The organism is Pseudomonas sp. 10C3 (assembly GCF_036346185.1).
Classification (GTDB): domain Bacteria; phylum Pseudomonadota; class Gammaproteobacteria; order Pseudomonadales; family Pseudomonadaceae; genus Aquipseudomonas.
The window spans coordinates 210,049-229,882 of record NZ_JASJVE010000008.1; the positions used below are offsets into that span (position 1 = coordinate 210,049).

The 19,834-nt window shown below is 57.0% G+C and carries 12 protein-coding genes and 4 pseudogenes; 7 read left to right on the forward strand and 9 right to left on the reverse strand.

The window, feature by feature from the left end:
- Positions 1 to 149: 149 nt before the first annotated feature.
- Complete coding sequence (locus tag QN399_RS10130; protein WP_322178696.1) at positions 150 to 8,828, reverse strand: glucoamylase family protein; 8,679 nt, start codon at positions 8,826 to 8,828, stop codon at positions 150 to 152.
- 156 nt (positions 8,829 to 8,984) lie between these two features.
- Here QN399_RS10130 and QN399_RS10135 point away from each other — a divergent pair.
- From QN399_RS10135 to QN399_RS26810, 6 genes and pseudogenes are all read left to right on the forward strand, one after another.
- A pseudogene (locus tag QN399_RS10135) lies at positions 8,985 to 9,155 on the forward strand (transposase); the annotation flags it as partial.
- A gap of 419 nt (positions 9,156 to 9,574) precedes the next feature.
- A pseudogene (locus tag QN399_RS10140) lies at positions 9,575 to 9,987 on the forward strand (YSC84-related protein); the annotation flags it as partial.
- 61 nt (positions 9,988 to 10,048) lie between these two features.
- Positions 10,049 to 10,387, forward strand: a complete 339-nt coding sequence (locus QN399_RS10145) for a hypothetical protein (RefSeq protein WP_322178697.1) — start codon at positions 10,049 to 10,051, stop codon at positions 10,385 to 10,387.
- A 127-nt stretch (positions 10,388 to 10,514) separates the two neighbouring features.
- Positions 10,515 to 11,687, forward strand: coding sequence for a PAS domain-containing sensor histidine kinase (locus QN399_RS10150; RefSeq protein ID WP_322178698.1), 1,173 nt, complete (start codon positions 10,515 to 10,517; stop codon positions 11,685 to 11,687).
- A 541-nt stretch (positions 11,688 to 12,228) separates the two neighbouring features.
- A complete protein-coding gene (locus QN399_RS10155; protein WP_322178699.1) occupies positions 12,229 to 13,062 on the forward strand; it encodes a hypothetical protein in 834 nt (277 codons plus the stop codon).
- Positions 13,063 to 13,074: 12 nt separating this feature from the next.
- Positions 13,075 to 13,209 (forward strand): annotated as a pseudogene (locus QN399_RS26810) (pYEATS domain-containing protein); the annotation flags it as partial.
- 207 nt (positions 13,210 to 13,416) lie between these two features.
- Here the strand turns inward: QN399_RS26810 and QN399_RS10160 are convergent.
- The 4 genes from QN399_RS10160 to QN399_RS10175 all read right to left on the reverse strand — a co-directional run bounded on the left by QN399_RS10160 (position 13,417) and on the right by QN399_RS10175 (position 16,658).
- A complete protein-coding gene (locus QN399_RS10160) occupies positions 13,417 to 13,563 on the reverse strand; it encodes a hypothetical protein (protein WP_322218159.1) in 147 nt (48 codons plus the stop codon).
- A gap of 443 nt (positions 13,564 to 14,006) precedes the next feature.
- The gene (locus QN399_RS10165; protein WP_322178700.1) at positions 14,007 to 14,468 is read right to left on the reverse strand and encodes a hypothetical protein; all 462 of its coding nucleotides are present in this window, start codon (positions 14,466 to 14,468) and stop codon (positions 14,007 to 14,009) included.
- Between the two features lie 112 nt (positions 14,469 to 14,580).
- Positions 14,581 to 15,699, reverse strand: a complete 1,119-nt coding sequence (locus QN399_RS10170; RefSeq protein WP_322178701.1) for a GTPase — start codon at positions 15,697 to 15,699, stop codon at positions 14,581 to 14,583.
- A 554-nt stretch (positions 15,700 to 16,253) separates the two neighbouring features.
- On the reverse strand, positions 16,254 to 16,658 hold the full coding sequence (locus QN399_RS10175; RefSeq protein WP_322178702.1) for a DUF4339 domain-containing protein: 405 nt from the start codon (positions 16,656 to 16,658) through the stop codon (positions 16,254 to 16,256).
- 295 nt (positions 16,659 to 16,953) lie between these two features.
- Between QN399_RS10175 and QN399_RS10180 the strand changes: the two genes are divergently transcribed.
- Complete coding sequence (locus QN399_RS10180; protein WP_322178703.1) at positions 16,954 to 17,301, forward strand: helix-turn-helix transcriptional regulator; 348 nt, start codon at positions 16,954 to 16,956, stop codon at positions 17,299 to 17,301.
- A 16-nt stretch (positions 17,302 to 17,317) separates the two neighbouring features.
- On the opposite strand, the gene QN399_RS10185 is transcribed toward QN399_RS10180, so the two are convergent.
- From QN399_RS10185 to QN399_RS10200, 4 genes and pseudogenes are all read right to left on the reverse strand, one after another.
- Positions 17,318 to 17,647, reverse strand: a complete 330-nt coding sequence (locus tag QN399_RS10185) for a hypothetical protein (RefSeq protein WP_322178704.1) — start codon at positions 17,645 to 17,647, stop codon at positions 17,318 to 17,320.
- An 83-nt stretch (positions 17,648 to 17,730) separates the two neighbouring features.
- On the reverse strand, positions 17,731 to 18,699 hold the full coding sequence (locus QN399_RS10190; RefSeq protein ID WP_322178705.1) for a DUF932 domain-containing protein: 969 nt from the start codon (positions 18,697 to 18,699) through the stop codon (positions 17,731 to 17,733).
- A gap of 151 nt (positions 18,700 to 18,850) precedes the next feature.
- Positions 18,851 to 19,060 (reverse strand): hypothetical protein, encoded by a 210-nt coding sequence (locus QN399_RS10195; protein ID WP_322178706.1) that lies wholly within the window; start codon positions 19,058 to 19,060, stop codon positions 18,851 to 18,853.
- Between the two features lie 542 nt (positions 19,061 to 19,602).
- Positions 19,603 to 19,767: pseudogene (locus tag QN399_RS10200) on the reverse strand (IS66 family transposase); the annotation flags it as partial.
- Between the last annotated feature and the right edge of the window lie 67 nt (positions 19,768 to 19,834).

Here is a 19,834-nt window from a genome sequence, read left to right on the forward strand (position 1 = left end):
GCCATCCAAGGGGGTCATGAGCAACTCTAGCTTTTTGAGCTGACGTAGTTGGATTCGATCCAACTTCTCCCTTATCTCGGCATAACCCCGTTTTTGAGCGCAGGTTGTAGTAGTCAACTAGCCTGATCTGAAGATGATTCAGCACCAGCTCATTTGGTTACTGAGGTTTCGGAAACTTCCGATGGATGCCTGATCTCTACCTGATGATCGCGGCCATCGTCGATCAGCGGAATGTCCTCGCCGCTGTGCAGCGTGCCGTCTAGACTGAATTGCGACAGGCCCTCGCCGACGGCGGTTTGTCGCACCCTGATATGGTAAATGGTTTCACCAAACCGGTAATGCAACGTGAAGCTAGGCCAGTGCGCCGGGAGCACCGGCCGTATGCGGAGTCGCTCGCCTTCACGCTGCAGGCCCAGCAGGGACTCCACCATCAGCCGGTACATCCAGCCTGCTGAGCCGGTATACCAGCTCCAGCCGCCGCGTCCGGCATGCGGAAACACCCCGTACACATCAGCGGCCACCACATACGGCTCGACTTTGTAAACCTCTATCGCCTCAGCGCTGCAGCCATGGTTAACCGGATTAATCATGCGCAGCAGCTCCCACGTTCGTGCACTGTCGCCCAGTGCGGCGAAGGCCATGGTTGCCCACACGGCTGCATGGGTGTACTGGCCACCGTTCTCTCGCACGCCGGGCACGTAGCCCTTGATGTAGCCGGGGTCGAGCGCCGAGCGGTCGAAGGGTGGATCGAGCAACTGGATCAACCCGACATCGCGGCGCACCAGATGGCGATCAAGCTCGTCCATAGCCTGGCGCCTTCGTCCGTCTGGTGCGGCGCCGGAGAGTACCGCCCAGCTCTGTGAGATTGAGTCGATCCGACATTCGTCGTTGCTTGCCGAACCTAGCGGTGTGCCGTCGTCGAAATACGCCCGGCGGTACCATGCGCCATCCCAACCATGCACTTCTAAGCTGTCCTGCAGCGTGCCCGCCTGCTCCTCGCAGCGCCGGGCGAACGGCTCGTCACCATAGCCGCGTGCGGTCTTGGCAAAGTGCTGCAATACCTCGTACAGGAAGAAGCCCAACCACACGCTTTCGCCACGCCCCTGCTCGCCGACCCTGTTCATGCCATCGTTCCAGTCGCCGGCACCGATCAGTGGCAGGCCATGGACGCCGCGCCCCATGCTGTGCTCGATGGCCCGCACGCAGTGCCGATACAGCGTTTCGTCCAGCGGCGCGCACGTAGGCAGGTCATAGTAGGACTCTTCGCCTGCGTCCAGCGGGCGGCCTTCGATATAGCCCACCGGTTCGTCGAGCACGCTGTGATCCGCAGTGACCCGCACATAGTGGCTGGTTGCCAGGGCCAGCCACAGGTAATCGTCAGAGCACAGTGTACGCACGCCTCGCCCCAGCGGCGGATGCCACCAGTGCTGCACATCGCCTTCGGGGAACTGGCGTGAGGCGCAGAGCAGCAGATGCTGGCGTGCGGCGTGCGGGGCGGCGTGGAGCATGGCCATGACGTCCTGCAACTGATCACGGAAGCCGAACGCCCCGCCTGACTGGTAATAACCGCTGCGAGCCCAGAAGCGGCAGACAATGACCTGATACATCAACCAGCCGTTGACCAGTACATCGATCGACGGATCGGGCGTTTCCACCTGCACCCGGCCCAGCGTCTCACGCCAGTGGGCCTGCACGGCGTCGAGTGCCTCGACCGCCCCCATGCTGCCACGGTAGCGCAGGCGCAAGGCGCTCGCCGTCGAGGCATCGCGCTCTGCGCCCAGACGGAACACCAGTTCGTGGCTGCCACCAGCGCCCAGTTCGAGGCCGACCTGGATCGCTCCGCACGGGTCAAGACCACCTCCGGTGCGGCCAGACAGTCGCGCCTGTGTCATCGCTGCTGGTGCCCCGAGGTTGCCGTTGCGGCCGAGAAACTCGCTGCGATCGGCGGTGACACTTAGACTTGGCGAGTCGACATCGAAGAATGCCACCCGGCCTGGAAACTCGATCGAATAGGTGTTGTGCGCCAGTAGGGCGCCGCTGAGCGGGTCGAACTCGGTGACCACGTGCATCGCCGACTTCTCGCGCAAATCGCCCAGCACCCATTCGACATAACCCGTTGCGGACAGGCGGCGCAGGCGCCCTGAGTCATTGCGTATCCTAAGCCGGTAAAACTTGATCGGCGCATCCAGCGCCACGTAGACCCACAGCTCGGTGTGGATGCTGTCTTCGTTGTGCTCGAAAACACTGTAACCAAAGCCGTGGCGGGTCATGTACGCGCCATGGCCGCGCCGCGGTAGCAGCGTAGGCGACCAGTAGTGCCCGGTCACCTCGTCGCGCAGGTACAACGCCTCGCCGCAGGCATCGCCGACAGGATCGTTCTGCCAGGGCGTCAGCCGGAACTCATGGGCGTTCTCGCTCCACGTATAGGCGCTGCCGCTCTCGGAAATGACCGTGCCGAACCCTGGGTTGGCCAGCACGTTGACCCAGGGCGCCGGTGTCGCCTCTCCCGGCATGAGAGTTATCGAATATTCGCGGCCGTCTGCCGTAAAGCCGCCGTACGGATTACACAAGATCAGCTCTCCCTGCTTGGGGGCGGGCTGCGGTGGGGTCGTTTCGAACAGGCGCGGGAGGTTCTGTTCGAACTGCGGCAGCGGCGGATCCACGCGACGCCGGTGCACCTGCTCGGCCAGGCTGCCATGGTCGTCGCTGAGGATGATGCGGGCGACCGACTGCATCAGAGTCCGATCCTCGTTCGAGAGCTGCTGAGCCAAGCGCACGAAGACTCTGCCCGGCCGGTCGATCAGGCTGGCATCAATACCCGAGGCAATCAGGCCCATGATCAGATCATGCAGGTGTTGCCGGTAGCCGGCACGATCCTCGTTCCATATCACCAGATCCACCGCCAAGCCCTTCATCCGCCAGTAGGTATGCGCTTGCACCGATTGGCGGACCAGCTCGATATTCTCTGCCGCATGGATCTGCAGCAGCACGATCGGTAGGTCACCGGAGACACCATGCCCCCACAAGCCGGACTGGTTCCGCTGATTGGCGGCCAGCACGCCGGCCTCTGCCCGATAGGCGGCATTCGCGTAGATGACCGAGGTGGCCAGGTGTTCATACAGCTGCGCATCGACCTGCGAGATATTGAACTGGCGGCGTAACACCTGACTATGGGTCCACGCCAGGTCGAACACGCGGTCGGCCAGATGGCGGTCGCGATATTTGTCGATCAGTTGCAGGCAGCCTTCGCGACTGTCGCTGACGCCGGTCACCAGATCGATCGTCGCCGACTGGTCGGGATCGAGGGTGATACGGCAGCGGATCGCCACGATCGGATCGAGCACCGCTCCGGCGCTGTTGGAGAGCAGACCCTGATCGTCGGGCGTGGCGTCCATCGCCGCTGGCTGGACGATACTGCGGCCGCGACCGATGAAGCGCCGGCGGTCCGTTTCGTAAGAGATCGAGTCGATATCGACCTGGTGCACCGCCAGCAGATGACACATCCAGGGCGCTACTTCCTCGCTGGAGCGCGACCGGCGCGTGCAAAGGATCGCCTGCAGCGGCTGCAGCAGCTCGGTCTGCACGAACAAATTGCTGAAGGCCGGATGTATCGCATCGCTGATCGCGGGAGCCAGCACCACCTCGGCGTAGCTGGTGAGCTCGATTGTGCGTCGCACCCGTGCACGGTTAGTAACATGGATGCGCCGCAGCTCGATGTCGTCCTCCGGCGATACCACGATCTCGGTATGAGTATCGAAGTCACGTTCGCGTATGCGGAACTCAGCGCGCGCCTCTGAGAAGATCGCCTCGTAACTTTCCAGGCGCCTCAGTGTTGGCTGATGGGCACTGGACCAGAAGGTGCCACTGGCGACATCACGCAGATAGCAGAACATGCCCCAGTTGTCGCAGGTGATGTCCTCGTGCCAACGGGTCACCGCCAGTTCACGGCAACGACTGTAGCCACCACCGGCACTGCTCACCATCACATGATAGCGGCCGTTGGACAGCAGTTTCACAGCGGGCCGGCGACGGTCGGGGTCAGTGAAGATGCGCAGCTGGGCTGTCGCCAGCTGTGCCCCCACATCGGGGGTGGTAAGGCCGGAAGCATGCAGGTACTCGGCTGCCGTTTTCGGTATCCGCTCCTGCAACAGCAAGGCGTTGGCCCGGAACTGCGGTTCGGACTCGAAACGTCGCTGCATCGGCCGGTCCAGCAGTACGCTGGCAAGTGCCAGCAGGCTCATGCCCTGGTGATGCGCCATGAAAGAGCGGACCACCACCGAGTCATGTCCGCGCGGCAAGCGTGCCGCGGTGTAGTCGATGGCCTCGTGCAGGCCGTAGCGTCCAGCCAAGCCTTGGGTGGCGAGCCGCTGTAGATTCCGGCAGGCAGCCTGCGGAGCCACCATCAACGCTAGCGCCGAGGCATATGGCGCCACCACCATGTCCTCGCCTAGCCCTCGCTGGAGCCCGAGTCCCGGTACCCCGAAGGCGCGGTACTGGTAATTGAAGTTGATGTCCCGCGTGTTGTAGGCCGATTCGGATACGCCCCACGGCAGCCCCAGCTGGCGGCCGTATTCGATCTGCCGGGCCACCGCCGCGCGGCAGGTCTGGTCTAGTAGGGTACCCTCGGGGCTCGGCATCACCAGCAGCGGCATCAGGTACTCGAACATCGACCCAGACCAGGACAGCAATACCGGCACGCCGCCGTTGCTGGTGAGTAGTCGGCCGAGTGTGAACCAGCTTTGCTGTGGCGACTGGCCCAGGGCGATGGTCACGAAGTTGGTGAGGCGCGCCTCCGAGGCCAGCAGGTCGTAGTAACCCGCATCCCGCAGATGCTCGTCGACGTTGAAGCCGATCGCGAACAGGTTACAGCGTGTGTCGTACAGAAAGCTGAAATCCATCGTCGCCAGGTCCTCGGCCAGCTTCGCCAGCCGTGTGGCGGTGGCGATGCGCTGGCTGGCATCACGCTGCACTTCGGCGACCTGCCCACGCAGGGCCTGGGGCCACAGATCGGCATTGAGCTGCGCCAAGTGGCGCCAGGTCGGCAGCGGCGTAACAGCATCACCTCCCGCGCCATTCATGGTCGATGGGAGCATGAAACGATACAGCTCGGCCTGCTGGTCGCCGCATTGGGTGATCAGCGCCGCCAGCCAGAAGGCGACGTCGCTCTCCGGTGTGGCATTGAGCACGGCGGCCAGCGCCACGGCACGATCGAGTAACCCGTGCATGCAGTCCGCTGCGTCTGGCAGCGATTGCGGCACAGTGGCCAGCGCCGCGCGCAGATCGGCCTGCAACGCGTGCATCTCGCGGCTGTCGAGCGCAGCGGCCGGGAGTGTGTCGCGCAGTACATGAAGGGTATCGCTCAGGCCTGTCAACTGGCGCGCGTCGAATAGCGGATCGTCGGCCAATGCAAGCAGGCCAGGGCGCAGGGTCAGAAGCAACCCGGCTAGATTGCCGCTGTCCACCGTCGAGACATAGCGCGGGTGCAGGGGTTGCAACGACAGGGTGTCGTACCAGTTGTAGAAATGGTTGCGATGCCGTTCCAGTCGGCTCATGACCGCGAACGACTGGTCTAGGCGCTCCAGTAGTCGCCCGGCACTCAGATAGCCGAAGTCATAAGCGGCCAGATGCGCCAGCAGGGACATGCCCATGTTGGTTGGCGAGGTTCGGTGGGCGATGACGGCGGTGGACTCTTCTTGGATATTATCCGGAGGAAGCCAGTTGCCTTGCTGGCTGACGTGGCTGTCGAAGAAAGCCCAGGTCCGACGCGACAAGTTCCGCAGAAAGCGCAGTTCGACGTTCGTCGGGGTGAATGCCGCGCGGGTGGCCGGCTTACTCAGCCACCAAGCGATGGCCGGCGATGCCATCCAAAGCAACACCAGCGGAGCGGCGAGCGCTAATGCGCCGGGGCTAGGGAGCAACGCCAGGATCACTAGCCCACTCAGCAGCGGACTTGCCCACATCAGCCGGTAGAGTTCCGGCAGGTCGTGGGCACTGGTGCGCTCTACTTCGCAAGAGGGGTTCCACTGCAGCAATCGGCGATGGCTGACCAGTATCCGCCACAGCGTGCTGGCGATTGCATCCAGGCTGCTCAGCGCCTCGCACGGCAGCCAGGCAAGAGTCAGTGCCGTGCGCAGGACATCCTGGCCGGCTGCGCGCAGCACCACCGCCAGGTGCTGGTCGAGTGGCACGTCGTGGGGCTTCTGGAACATCGCCTGTATCGGCGGAAGCAGCGATGGGATCAGTAGCAGGGCGAGGATCGTCAGGGTCCAGCCTGCCGGCTGCGCCAGGCCGAACCAGCCTGCCAGCAGCATCGCCAGCAGTGCCGCGGGCTCCAGGCTGCGGCGCAGGTTGTCGAATATCTTCCAGCGCGCTAGCGCGCACAGGCGATTGGCTTCGAAGCCGGCGCACTGGGTTGGCACCTGCGGCAGAATCCAGGGCAATAGCTGCCAGTCGCCGCGAATCCAGCGATGTCGGCGCTGGCTGTCAGCGCTGTAGCTCGAGGGGTACTCCTCGAACAACTGCACATCGCTGAGCAGGCTCGTGCGGGCGTAGCAGCCTTCGATCAGGTCATGGCTGAGAATGCGGTTGTCGGGGAAGCAACCGGCGACGGCCTGCTCGAACGCATCCACCGCATAGATGCCCTTGCCGATAAACGAGCCTTGCTGGAACAGATCCTGATAGACGTCCGAGACGGCGCGCGTATAGGGATCGATCCCTGCCTCGCTACCGAACAGGCAGGTATAGGCGGATCGTGCCGTGCTGGGCAGGCTGATGCCGACCCGTGGTTGCAGGATCGCGTAGCCGGCGCTGATGCGACGCTGCTGCGGATCGTAGACGGCACAGTTGAGTGGATGCTCCATGGCGCCAATGAACTGTCGTGCCGTATCCCGCGGCAGCTGGGTATCGGTGTCGAGGGTGATGACGTAACGCACCTGCTGCAGCCCTGCGAGGTTGCCGACAATCAGCGCAAAGCGCTCCTGCCCGGTGCCGCGCAGCAGTGCATTGAGTTCGGCAAGCTTGCCCCGCTTGCGCTCGTGGCCCATCCACACCTGCTCAGCCGAATTCCAGTATCGCGCGCGATGGAACAGGAAAAAGTGATTGCTGTCGGGATATTTTCGGTTCAACGCATCGATGCGCTCACGAGCCAGCGCCAACAAGGCTGCGTCCTGCTCCAGAACTTCGGTCGAGGCATCCATGAAGTCGGTAAGCAGCGCGAAATGCAAGTGCTCGTCGCGGTTGGCCAGGAAGCGCACCTCCAGCCCCTCGGTCAGCTCCTCGATGTCCTTCGCACGGGCTATGAGCGTCGGAACTACCACCAGCGTGCGCGCCTTGGCGGGGATGCCCGCGCTAAAGTCCAGGCGCGGCAGCATGCTCGGCGGCACAGAGAGGGTCACCAGCCAGTTCACCAGAGCCAGCGCCAAGCGGCTGGTAGTCAGCAGCGCGGGAATTGTGAGCAATACCAACAGTAGCCCATGCCAGCCGTTGGCCTGCGCCGCGGCGAAGAACGGTACAGCGAACAGGAACATCAGCACCGTGTTCAAACCGAGGTAAAAGGATAGCGGCGAGCGGCCCAGCAGCCGTTGGTATCGTTCACCCAAGGTGCAGTGTGCGCCGAGGTGTTGCTCCAACGCAGGCAGTCCCTTGCCGATCAAGTAGAAACCCACGTGACTGGTAACAGCTCCGACGTGATCAGCCCCGGCGTTGGCCTGTGCCAACTTGATCGCTGCCCGCGCCACGTTTTTCTCGGAGTGCGTACTATTTCTCGCAAGGCGCTCAACGACATGGCGGTAATTGTCACGCGTCGCGAAGTCCATGCTGACATAGACCCCCGATGGATCTTCGCGCAGCACTTGCTCGACGATACTCAAGCTCTCGACGAATTCGCGCCAGTCTGTCGTCGACAGCAGGCGCAGGCTACCGATGCTATTGCCGATGGAAACCTGGTCGGCCGCCTGTTGCTGCGCATCCATTTGCACCATGTGCTCGATGGTTTGTCCTGCCTCAGCCAGGTTTTGCTCGACCCAGGTCAACGGCAGTGCCAGTGCCGAACTCTGTCCCTGTAGTCGCCGCACCAGCTCGGCGACGAATGAACTGGTCATCGGCGGCTTCGAGCGTGCCATATCGGCCACACTGAGCACGACATTCTTCGGGTCGCACTCGACAGTTTCGGTCATCCGGTCGGCCCAGTCGTCGGCCAGACAACGATCATTCCATTTCGCCATGACCCGCGAAGCAACGCGGCGCAGATTCTCGATCAACGCCAGCCGCAGCATGATGGGGATCGCCCACAATTCGCCGAGTGTGAGCGGCGTTACTGCCTGATAGGCCGCAACAAAACGGTCCAGGATCTCGCTGTCAACCCGGCCATCGCCGTGTGAAATAATCTCCAGCGCGGTGTCGTAGATCCTCGGCAGCCCGGTCGATGGGCCATTCGCCAGCCGCGGCAATTCACGGCTGTAGCCCTTGGGTAGGTGCCTTTGCGCGATTCGAATTTGTTCCTCGATCAGATAGAAGTTGTCGAGCAACCATTCTGCGGCGGGCATGACGCGTCGACTGGACAACGTCGCTGTGGTCAGGGTTTCACAGCTGCTGACCAGCAGGGCTTCGTTATCGCTCAGTCGCGCCAGTAGCGGGTCCGCCGCCGAGCGCGGACTCAAGATGTGTTCGCGAGCCAGTTGAGTGCCATGGTTTGCCATCTGCTCGGTGCTGAACAACTCGGCGCGCAAGGCAGGCTCGTACTCGAACTTGCGAGTCGAGTCTCGCCACAGACGAAACCCTGTTTCAAGTCGACGCAACCGAAAAAAGGAGAGAATCCGCTGAGTATTCATTGATCCCCTGACCTCAGGCTGAGCCGTCAAAGAGATCATTCAGCCTAGGGGCTGTTGACGTTTCGCGCTAGGGAGGCTGAGAAAGAAGAGCAAAACCGCAGAATTAAGGTTCCTACGCCGACAACCCTGCGAGTTTGCAATGTCCCGATTGATGTGATGCTCAGTAACGAGCTTTGGTCGACGCTGGAAAAAATTCTGCTTCAACAAGCCATTTACCATAAGCCTGATCTGCGAGTGACGGTTGAGGGGATGCTCTACCGAATGCGCGTGGGCTGTCCCTCGCGAGCCTTGCTAAGAACCTTTGGAGACTGGAACTCAGTCTACAAGAATCGCTCGCTATTGACCGACTCCTGCCTGTCACGGAAGGCAGGTGGTGACCCGAACCGGCCGCTCACGACAGGCAACCAACGGCCAAAAGCAGCCTCTGACGACGATTCCGTGATGAGCTTTATGTCTAGATATGTGGAATGACAATCATGGGATCACCGTTGGTTTCATTGGCGCATCCGAATATCCGCTGGCACTGGCCACGGCTATACTTAATGGGTGGACTCACTCACATTCTGCGGGTCGTAGTGTTCATGGTGTTTCTGGTCCATCGGAGCCTGTAACTCCCACATTTTAGGGTGAGCCGGAGAACTTCCAGTAGATACGGATCCTGTCTGGTGCAGACACTGACCGTTGGTAACATCCGGTCTGCCGCATCGGAGTACAAAATGACTCAGTCAGTGGAGTTCTTCCTATCGATCGTCATCGCGAAAATCATCAAGGCGGGCTTTGCGTTTGGTGGCAGCTATCGCCAAGGCGAATTATTTAAGGGCTCGAAAGTAAAGGGTTATTACAACGCCAGAACCGGGTCATGGGAGCTGCAGGCAGGTGTCCGGTCGTATGACTATGCAACTTTCCTGATGATCGAAAAAGCCGTGAATTGTTTACGCGAAACCAAGGGCTGGGAAATCGGTATAGGACCAACCGTTGTTGTGGTTGACGAAGGGGCGCTAAGAATCTGTCCCGCTCGACGCTGAAGGACGATACCTGCGCGTTCACATTCGTCCAACAAGGATTAATGGCCGGGGTCAGCATCGAAGGAACGAAGATTTCCCTGATAAAACACGGAAAACCGGCCGTTTGGGTTGCGTGCCTTGAATTGAACGTTTAGATATGAAATTAAAAACAAGCTAGGGTTACAGAGTCTAACAATCTACATCAGAGGTTTTGCCATGAGTACCCTGACGATCGAAGGCTGGTGCAAAATTAGCGACGACCAAAAGTCCACCCCGGTGGGGGACGTCCATTTTAACATCGAAGGCCCTGTCCATTTGCGTCTGGAGCAGGCCGAAGAACGCCTGCAGAATGGCCATGAGTCAGAAGTCATGGTCGATGTCGATATGAAGTCAATGGACTTGATCATGCCTGAGGGATACGGCCCCCTATCCGATTGCCAATTACGCGTCTATTTGAGCGACGACCAACGCGGCCAGTTCCATTTGGTCGGGCATCGGACCAGTGATGGCAGCTTGATCTACACCAATGTGGTTTTGATTGCTCAGTTAAGTTAGCCGCCACTCAGTCCAGGCGCACGGACACCGCCCGTACACGGAAAAGTGCTCAGGGAATGGTCAATTCCTAGTGTGGTGACTATAGTTACTTCCAGTAATTCAGCCCCTTCTTTGTGAGCAGGAAAAAATGCAAGCAGATAACGAATCGCTGCCAGATTCCGAAATGCTCTTCGATGATGCGGATCGTGGATTGCTGCTCACCGCAGAAGACGGTCAGATTAAACGGGTTAACCTCACCTTCTGTCACTGGATCGGTTACAGCCGAGAGGAACTACTCGGTCGTCAGATTCAGAGCCTTATGAGGCTCACGGGGAGAAGCTTCTATCAGAACTGGGTATCCCTAATGCAAATTCAGGAGGAGGTCGCTGATGTGAAATTCGACCTCGTTCATCATAATGGCTGTGCAACCCCGATGATTTTCAGCGCAATCAGGTGTGAGCACTCCACCGGTATTTTTCACGAGTTGTCATTGTTCAGGGCCGAAGAGCGACATCGATACGAACGTGACCTACTCAATGCGCGGATGGTCGCCGAAAGGCATCTGGCAAAACACCTCAAGGCTCAACGCGCTCAGAATGCTGCCCAGGACAAATTGCGTGTTACCTACGCTGCGGCAGAAGACAGGGCCCTTTTCGCCGAACAGATGATTGGTATCGTCAGCCACGATCTGCGAAACCCGCTGTCGGCGATAATAATGGCAACGGATATGCTGGGCCGCGGGGAGCTTGATGCCAAACAGAGGCAAGTACTCGGTCATATCACTCACTCGGCGCAGAGGGCACAGCGTTTGGTCGCAGACCTTCTTGACTTCACTTTGACTCAAGTTGGACGAGGTATCGCGGTTTCCCCCAAGCCGGTCGACCTGCACGAACTTGTGGCGGGATGCTTGGACGAGTTAAGACGGACCTTCCCCGGACATGAGCTGTCCCACTTGCGTGTTGGACACTGCGAGTTCACCGCGGACAGTGACCGGCTTTATCAGCTTATAGGCAACCTCGTTGCCAATGCAATCTCCTACGGCTCTGCGGATGGTGGGGTAACCGTCTCGTCGCTCTGTGAGGACCACGCAGTAAGTATTGTCGTGCACAACGTTGGCACGCCAATACGCCCGGCGCTGCTCGACAACCTGTTCGAGCCGATGATTCGCGGCAGTCATGACAATGCTGAGCTGCACAGTCTCGGGCTTGGTCTATTCATTGTTCGAGAGATCGCAAGAGCGCATCACGGTGATGTGACAGTGACGTCTTCGATCGGAAGCGGAACGACGCTCACTGCCACGTTTCCTCGATCCGCCAATTAGCTTGATACAGAAACGTGGATTGTTTCGGTCGGCAGAGCGCTGAGGAGGGGGATTAAGCGTGCGTGACCTTTGTGTGACTTTCTCACGCACCTATAGCGGACCCATTCCATATAGCTACCGAGGCCAGCGCACGTCGTACACACTGGCACAACGGTCTCTTTTGGGGCCAGGCTCTGTGGAAACGCAGCCATCGTTTTGAAGTCTGCGTTGCTACGTAAAATCTGCAAGCGTTTGGTTAATCAGCTAGATCTGCAATTTGCATAGGAACGCGATTTTCGTTCCAGGTCTGACCGTCAAACCTGTTTTAAACGTTTTCACAAAGCCTCGACCCAGCCTCGTCGATGATGACGGGCTGAGAGCGGCCAAAAGAGGAAGATCCCCAGCGGCGACGTTGGTCGTCGTCGATGCCGAAGCTTGAATGGCAATGACGTTACGATGCTTCTGAGAAGAAGCATGTTCTGATCTTCCCATTACGCGCCCGACATGGCCACGGCCAATCTCTTTCCGCCCCCGATATGACTTTTCAGGAAAATTCGCAGATGTGCCAACTATTCTGACACCGGGGGGGGTAGAAAAACTTGTAGAGCGGGCTGGCTGGACTTTCGACGCATTTGTAGTTCGGGCTTACTATGTAATTACTGCAGCCAAAATATCTGCTGTTGAGACCCGGGATGCGCAGAAATTACAGGACGAAGCCGTCGCAGCCGCGGTAGCTTATCTTTCCAAAGCGCAAGTTGCTGGCTCGCCCTACTACAGTTACACCAACCAGTTATTCGCAGAGGTGGTAGTAGGCATCGCTGAATATTTCAGAGAGAGTAAGGCGCGGTTCCAGCCGGCTACTGTGAACAAATTCGACCGCCTTTATAGCCGCTGGCATCGAGAGCTTCCACTTCAGCGTGGGGCGGGGTTGACATTCACTTGGTTAGCACGCGATCTTGATGTCTTAAAAAGTGACAAGCTCCTTGTTCCGAAACGGGATGTGTCCGGAAGACTGCGGCAGAGTCACACCGCGATAATATTTGAAGGGCAGGTGAGTGCCGGCAATATCGAGATAATCGGAGGAGGTCCTAACTCCTTTCAACCATTATCGGATGACGACACTTTTCTTTCCTCTGTCGTAGAACCTGAGTATCAACTATCGCAGATGCCATCGCTCGGCCGAATTTTGGGTCCTGACGATGATCCGAACCTGGGTAGGTTTGGCGGGCAGTCAAGTCTCGACGGATTTCATCTGACTGCGACATTTGAACCGACGGAACCCCGTGATTGGGTCACGATCATACTTACGTTGGAAGCCGAACGGTCGGCGATGATCGGGATCGGCGATTTTGCGTGGTTCCTACTTCATCCAACATTCTCGCCGTCGGCAATCTAAGTCACGTTTCGAGGAAATCGTGCTCAGCTGCGTCTACAAGCATGGGGTGGATTCACGGTGGGCGTTTGGTTGCCTAAGACCGGGGTCGAATTAGAATGCAACCTCGCAGTGATCGAGTCTGCGCCTGAGATTATAAAAACGCGTTGAACTGAATTGAAAAACGACATGCTGTGCGAGAGGACGTCCTTCAGATCGGCATACGGACCGTGCTTTTTGAGCCGTGCTGGACCTAACTCTTATTTTTCCGTCAGTTTTACGCTGTGCAGTGGATCTGCAAAGAGCCAATTCTTGTTAATTCACATCAATGGCCGCATCTGATTCTCTGTACGGTGATTTTCAAAGGGCGTTGCACCGTCACGCAGTGATCTCGCCGTCAAGCTTGCATATGCGCCCATCCAGCGTACGAAGGTAGTCCCACAAACCATCCAGTAGACGACGAAAGCGTGCCGTCAAACCGTTATCCGCATCTTCTAGCCAGTATGGTATTGCGCGACGCAGCATCAGCAATTCCTTCGGTGCAACGAGACCGCACTCGGCGACAAGCCCACGGATCTGATTGGCTTTGGCCGTCCGCTGTTCGATTAAGCCGGCCCGGATGATATCCTGTTGCTCGATCGTTTTGATGGCGACGAGGCGACGCGGGATTTTTCCTGACGGTGGTGTATGAGTTGCTGAAGAAGGATGCCGGGGCGCAGTTGCGGGGTTCTACTAGGACGTGAGTGGAGTTTGGTCTGCTAGAAGCTCGGTTAGGTGCAAGGTTTAGATGCTTTCGTGGTGCTCCGCAGCTCCTACGACTGCCTCCCTCTTTATGTGCAAAGGAATGGATCGAGCTGTATGGGACTGCAACTGAACTCTGAGCAAACTGCGGCGCTCGACACCGGCATAGGCAAGCGTACGGCGAAGTTATCTACCTTACGGCGTGCGATGAAGTTCATGGGCGACTGTTACCATGTGGAACGGCAAGTATTTTCCTTATTATCGAGGGGAAGCAGTACCTTTTTCATATTTTTGGTGGGCAATTTAACGGTTCTGCCTGCGGCGCTGATTTGCAGATTGTTGGCATTACGCAGCGCTTTCCAGAACGCTGGAAAGATGGAGGAGCAGGCGTCGCAGTTGGTTTCAAAGGGGTTGCTGTAGTGGATGCCGTCAACGATCACGTCGAAGTCTGCGCCTGAAGTATCTTTGGATGAGTACTCTTGGCCTGCAATGCTCGCGTAAGCTCTGACGTCGCCTTCGTCCTCATCTTCACCAGGACAGGTGATGTTCAGCGTATTGCCATTGCCGTCATCGACCGAGCTCTCTGTATTACCTTGAGCCCAGCCCGATGTCCATTCGTAAGTTCCAGCCCATGCGGTATTGATTGTCATCCCGCCAAGGACTAAGGCCAATAAAAATTTCTTGTTCATGCAGACGTTTCCTTCTGGCTAGTAGGTGGAGTTGTGGTGGTTGGAAAGGAGGGCTGGAAAATCAACCTATTGAGCTGATTTTCCAGCGGTCATGGACGGGGATCCCTTACGGTCAAGAGAAACTCATCTTCCTCTTCAGTTCTGCACCGATCAAAGCTATATCGAGATCTTTGCCTGGGTTTTTTTCGCAGAAGTCAGTCAGTACAGCGATATATCTAGCACCCAATGCTTTTGTCAATGCGGCCGCAGTCGTTGCTGCAATAACACCGCCAACGACAGTTCCTACTCCCGGAATCATTTTCAGGAGTCCGGTTACTAGCACTCTCCCCACCACGGTTACTGCACCTGAACCAACAGCGGACATTACCAACGTTGTCAAAGCGCTGGTGCTGACATCCATACCGAACGTGACGCCAACTTTTGCCAGCATTCCTACCTGAATCGGAACCAGCAAAATGGCATCGGAGAACGGAATCGGCGAGGCAGCGGCTACTGCTGCAAGCGTGCTAGCGGCCAAAACTTCTTTTCCGGCCTGTTCAATCTTGATTTTCATCGACGATTGATGCCGCGAGTTAAGGGCGTTAGCAAATGCGCGCTTTTTTGCTTCAGGTATTAGCCCCGCTGTCTCGGTAATCAAAGCGTTGATGTTTTTTTCTTTAAATTTATAAAGTTCACCGTCGTCATCCTCAAACTCCCCAGCGAGTGCTCTTACCTGTACGAAAGCAGTCGCAGCGTTCAGGTCTTTCTTGACCTTGGTGATAAAATCATTTTCCTTGCCAAACATGCTCTGGGTAATCACCACAATGACCGGTATCGACAGTTTTTTGAGCATATTGCACAACTCTATTTCAGCATCTTCGACTCGATTGCTACTTTCCTGAATACACAGCCATGCCGCATGAATATGCTTGTTTTCGTCACCGCTGATGGAGCGTTTTTTGATGAAAAACTCAAGGTCGGCGGAGATTTTTTGGTAGTCCTTAAGCTCCATGCCTTTGCTATCGATGATGGTTAGCGGATGGCCTTCCTTCGTGATTTCTTCAATTTGTTGCGTCACCGGTTTACCAGAGCCAGTTTTTGCAAGCTCGCCACGGAATACGCAGTTGATCAGCGTGCTTTTTCCAACGCCGGTTTTTCCTGCAACGATGATGTTGATGTTTCCTACGCCCTCTATGACGTTAAGAATCGCTTCCTCGAGAGCGTCCGTTATTGTTGCAGTATCGCTGCGCATGGTTTGCAAGCCTTTTCGATTAGATATCGATGAACTGTGGCGAAGGTGCTCTCTTATGCCCAGTAAAGTCCCTGAACTTTCCGGCAGCACCTGATTTTTAAGCGAGTAAAGTCGCTAGGTTATAACTTTTGATCTATTGCCTTGGATGTCGGCACATTGGTTGAATTCTTTACTGTATATTAAAAAACTAGAAAGAATACGTGAAGTTTCCATGGTCAGTTTCAACTGAAACTTCTTTCACAGTACATCCATATACCGATATTGTTCGCCGCTCACCAAACACTAAGTCTGCTGGCAGGCTTGGGCCCATACCCATGCAACTTCCTCGATTTATCTTAAGGCCTTTAATTGTTACTTTGTCAGTAATGGCTTGTAAGTAAACGTCAGGGAGGCCCATGCTCTGGCCAAGAGATACTTCAATGGGTGAGGTTTCGCTCCGGCCACACGCAGAAATCAGCGCGAACGCGGCGAGCAATGAGGCGTTGGTTAGAAGTTTCATTCGAGATCCTTAAGGGAGATAATAATAGTTTAGATGGCTGTATCGAAAACTACATTTAGTTTGCTGGCGTCAGACAAACAACGTAAGTGCCCAACCGGCTATCCACACGATAAAGTACGCCAAGTTTTTGATTCAGCATCTTGGCGCGTTGGTACAGATAGACCGGTACGATAAATGCCCAGCTCTTGAAGCGGCTGGTGTCGTGCCCAGTTTGCTTCAGGCGCATTTCATCGAATAGAGACAATGAGATGTTCAGGATCAGGCTGACGTACCAGTAACGGTTGTCTGCCAAGGCGTGATTCAATTGCGCCCCACTGTTACCCATCAAGCTGGCGACAAACGCCTCCAGCAGATAACCGATGATAGGTGCGAAAGCCAGCAGCCAGGCGAGGGTGTTGCTGACACCAGCTCCTGTTAGTGGCGGTGGTGAGAGCACTGCCAGGTGGTGTCCTAGTTCCATCTTTTCGATCCGTACCCAGCCTGGCATTCCGTTCCTCCAGACCAAGCCGCCATAGATCAGCTTGCCGTTCTGAATGAGCGCAGATGATCTGCTGCGTATCCATCCCTCTTTTACGTTCGCCTTTTTCTTCGTAAAACCATTGGTAACTGCCTTTCATTTCCAGCATGAAAAATTCCTTTTTTTTACTGCGGGTATAAATGAATGACAAGCAACCTTTAAGGGTGATTTTCAACCTTTTGAGTTCTTCATGTCAATGAGGCGATGCCCAACCATCTAGGTCGAGATGGGGGGCGTTGTGAAAGAGACTGATCAGAAGTATTTGGCGGGTGTGGTGGGCCGTGCGATTGCCAAGCAACGCATTCGCAGTGGCTTGACGCAGGAGGAAGTGGCCGAGCGTCTGGGAATCGGCAACGAAGCCGTTTCCCGCATTGAGCGCGGTATCGTGATTCCCAACATTGGGCGCTTGCTGGAGTTCGCAGGAATTTTTGACTGCGAAGCGGCAGAACTGTTGACCGAGGCGAGTTCGCGTCCGGACGACCAGGCCAACCGGATCAGTCGGTTATTAATCCCTCTGAATCATGATGATCGACAGCTGATCCTCGATCTGGTTGAGCGCCTGGCCGAACGCCTAGGAAAGGCATGATTGGGCTGTGGTGCTTTCAGGTATTGGCGTTCTGATCGAACTTGGCCCCACAGCGTAAGCAGAGATAGTCATAGTGGCTGAACTGATATTTCTGCACGTCCCTGGCAAAGGCCGTCATGGCGGTGTAGCCAGATGTCGCGCTGGAAACGCTCTCGCCGATCAGGTCAAGCAACTGCATGAGCAGGCTTTCATGTTTGATTTCCGAGTCGACTCCAGAGTCCTGGATGTGTGCCTGGCGAACGCCGAGCAGAAAGCTATCTATGGTTCCGATGAGCAGGACGGCCGCGTTGGCGGCCTCCTTGGACAGTACAGCCTTGGACTCGCAGATCAGGCAGCATAGGGGCATGGTGGAGCTCCGTGAAAGGGTTAACCACTGAGATAACGCATTGCACGAGGGAGGCGTGAGCCTCCCTTTATGCTGTGAACTCTTCAGGCCACCAGTTGCAGGGCGGAGTTGAGCGCTCGTTGTTTGATAGCGGCACCTTGGCCGAACCAGGCGGTGTCCATGCGGTATTCGTTGCTGCGGGCGCGGCGCTCGTGGTCGACATACTCGGTGACCGCGTTGAGCAAGCCCCAAGCCGTACCATTGGCCGCTTCCAGTTCCGCCCCTCGACCATGACCGTCATACATACTCAGCACCTTGGTTAAGGCTCGTTCATTCGAGGTGCCGGTCCGCTCTGGGTTACCCGTTTGGGTCTCACACAGCACGCTCAGTAGATAGTCCTTTGCTTCATGGGCTTTCACTGGACGTGCGGCGAGTGTGCGCATGCGGTACATGAAGTCGTCCCACTGGGAAACGGTGATGCCCAACTGCTGTTTAACGGCTTGTGGGTTGAAACGGGTGCTGTGCGGGACCTTGATCGCCTGGCTGGCGCCATTGACCGCAATCGTCAGGGTGTTGTTGCAGACCACGCGAATGGTGGTCGGTGTTGCCGTGGTAGCCAACGTACCGTCACAGGAAGTTGCCAGCAGCAAATAGCCATTCACCACGTCATTGCCTTTGAGGGCGGTCGACTGTCCGGTCCGCGCCAGCGCCCAGAGTTTGCGCCCGCCCTTCAGCACGCCGGCGGTTTCCAGCTCATAACCCGAACGCTCGGTCAGGTCCCGGTAAAACTCTAGGACCTCACGCGGCTGGACCACCTGGTAGCGTTGCGAGACGACTGACAGGGCTTCCTTATTATCCGAACGGTAGAGCACCTTCTGTTCGGGAAACGAATGGATGGTGCAGAGATGGTCGACGGAATCAGCCATGAAGCGCACAGGTGACTCCTGGATCTGCCAGTTCATGCCGGCTTCTTGTTGCCAGACTTCCAGTGGTTGTTTGGGCGAGAGCTGATTGCCCAGGCCATGCCAGGGCGTTGTACCGACGTAAGCCATTTGTTCAACGAGGTGTGCCATGGAGAGCTTCCTTTTCATTTGCGCACGGCGAAGCCGCTGAGTGCTCAGCAGGGATCAGTCGGCGTGCGGGGTGTTGACAGTGAGGGGGTTAGCGATGGATCAGATGGGCAGTGGCAGTGGCAGTGGCAGCGTCAAGCGGGAGATGAGCAGTTCAAGCGGAATGACGGTCGCTAAACGACAGTCCGCAGTCGAGACAAGTGTAATTGTCCAAAACCCGCTCATCGATGACTTCGCCGAGTTTGGCGCCCGCGATGCAGCCGGTCGCCGCACCGGCTAATCCGCCGATGAGGGCGCCGACTTTCCTGGCTAAATCCTTGGTGATGACAGCGGTGGAGTGACAGCGTGGGCATTGAGTGGTCATGTACAGGTTTCCTGCCGAGAGAGTTGGGATGTGAAGTCATTGCACGGGCATAGAGCCCATCAAGCAGGTCGCGTATGCGACCTACCTGAGTGGTGAGCTACTGAGTCTGGGATTGTGATGATTAATGCGGATAGGTACAGGTTCGTAATGTATGACGGAGTTTTTTTTGAGTGCGATTAGTTGACGCCGAATTTCATAGCGTGATAAGGGGTGGGAACAGGCGCTTCGATTAGGACGGTTGCATTAATTGTTCGTCTCAGCGGAGATCGAAATTGGCGCGTGAGGGTTACTAACTTCAAAGTTTGTGAGTGTTTCCAGGTGCTCGCCAAGTAGATTCCAAGCGGTGGCCATCTCGGTGGCATAGCTGTGCCGCTGATAGATTCGTTTCATTTTGTTATCTTCAGTCCCGGAACTTCACCGTAATGCGCCGTTATAGAGTCGACGATAGAATAGTAGTGACACATCCACCGCTTTAGGTCCGAATGCCTGACGGTTAGCAGTTTGAGATCGACGGGAGTACCTCCCCCGGTGTCAGGCGCCTGCGGATCGACTGTTTGCTCGGACTTTCGACCGAACAATCGGTCGCGCAACAACTTGATCTGTTCTTTCAGATCGACGATCTGGCCCTTGTCTACTTGACGCTCACCGAGCATTTGCACAAGCATTTGCTTGAGCAGAACCGGATCATCAGGAAGGCTATCAGGCATCAAATTGTCGGGTAGCCCCAGATCATTACTGATCCGGGGCCCCCTTAGAACCGTACGTGCGAGTTTC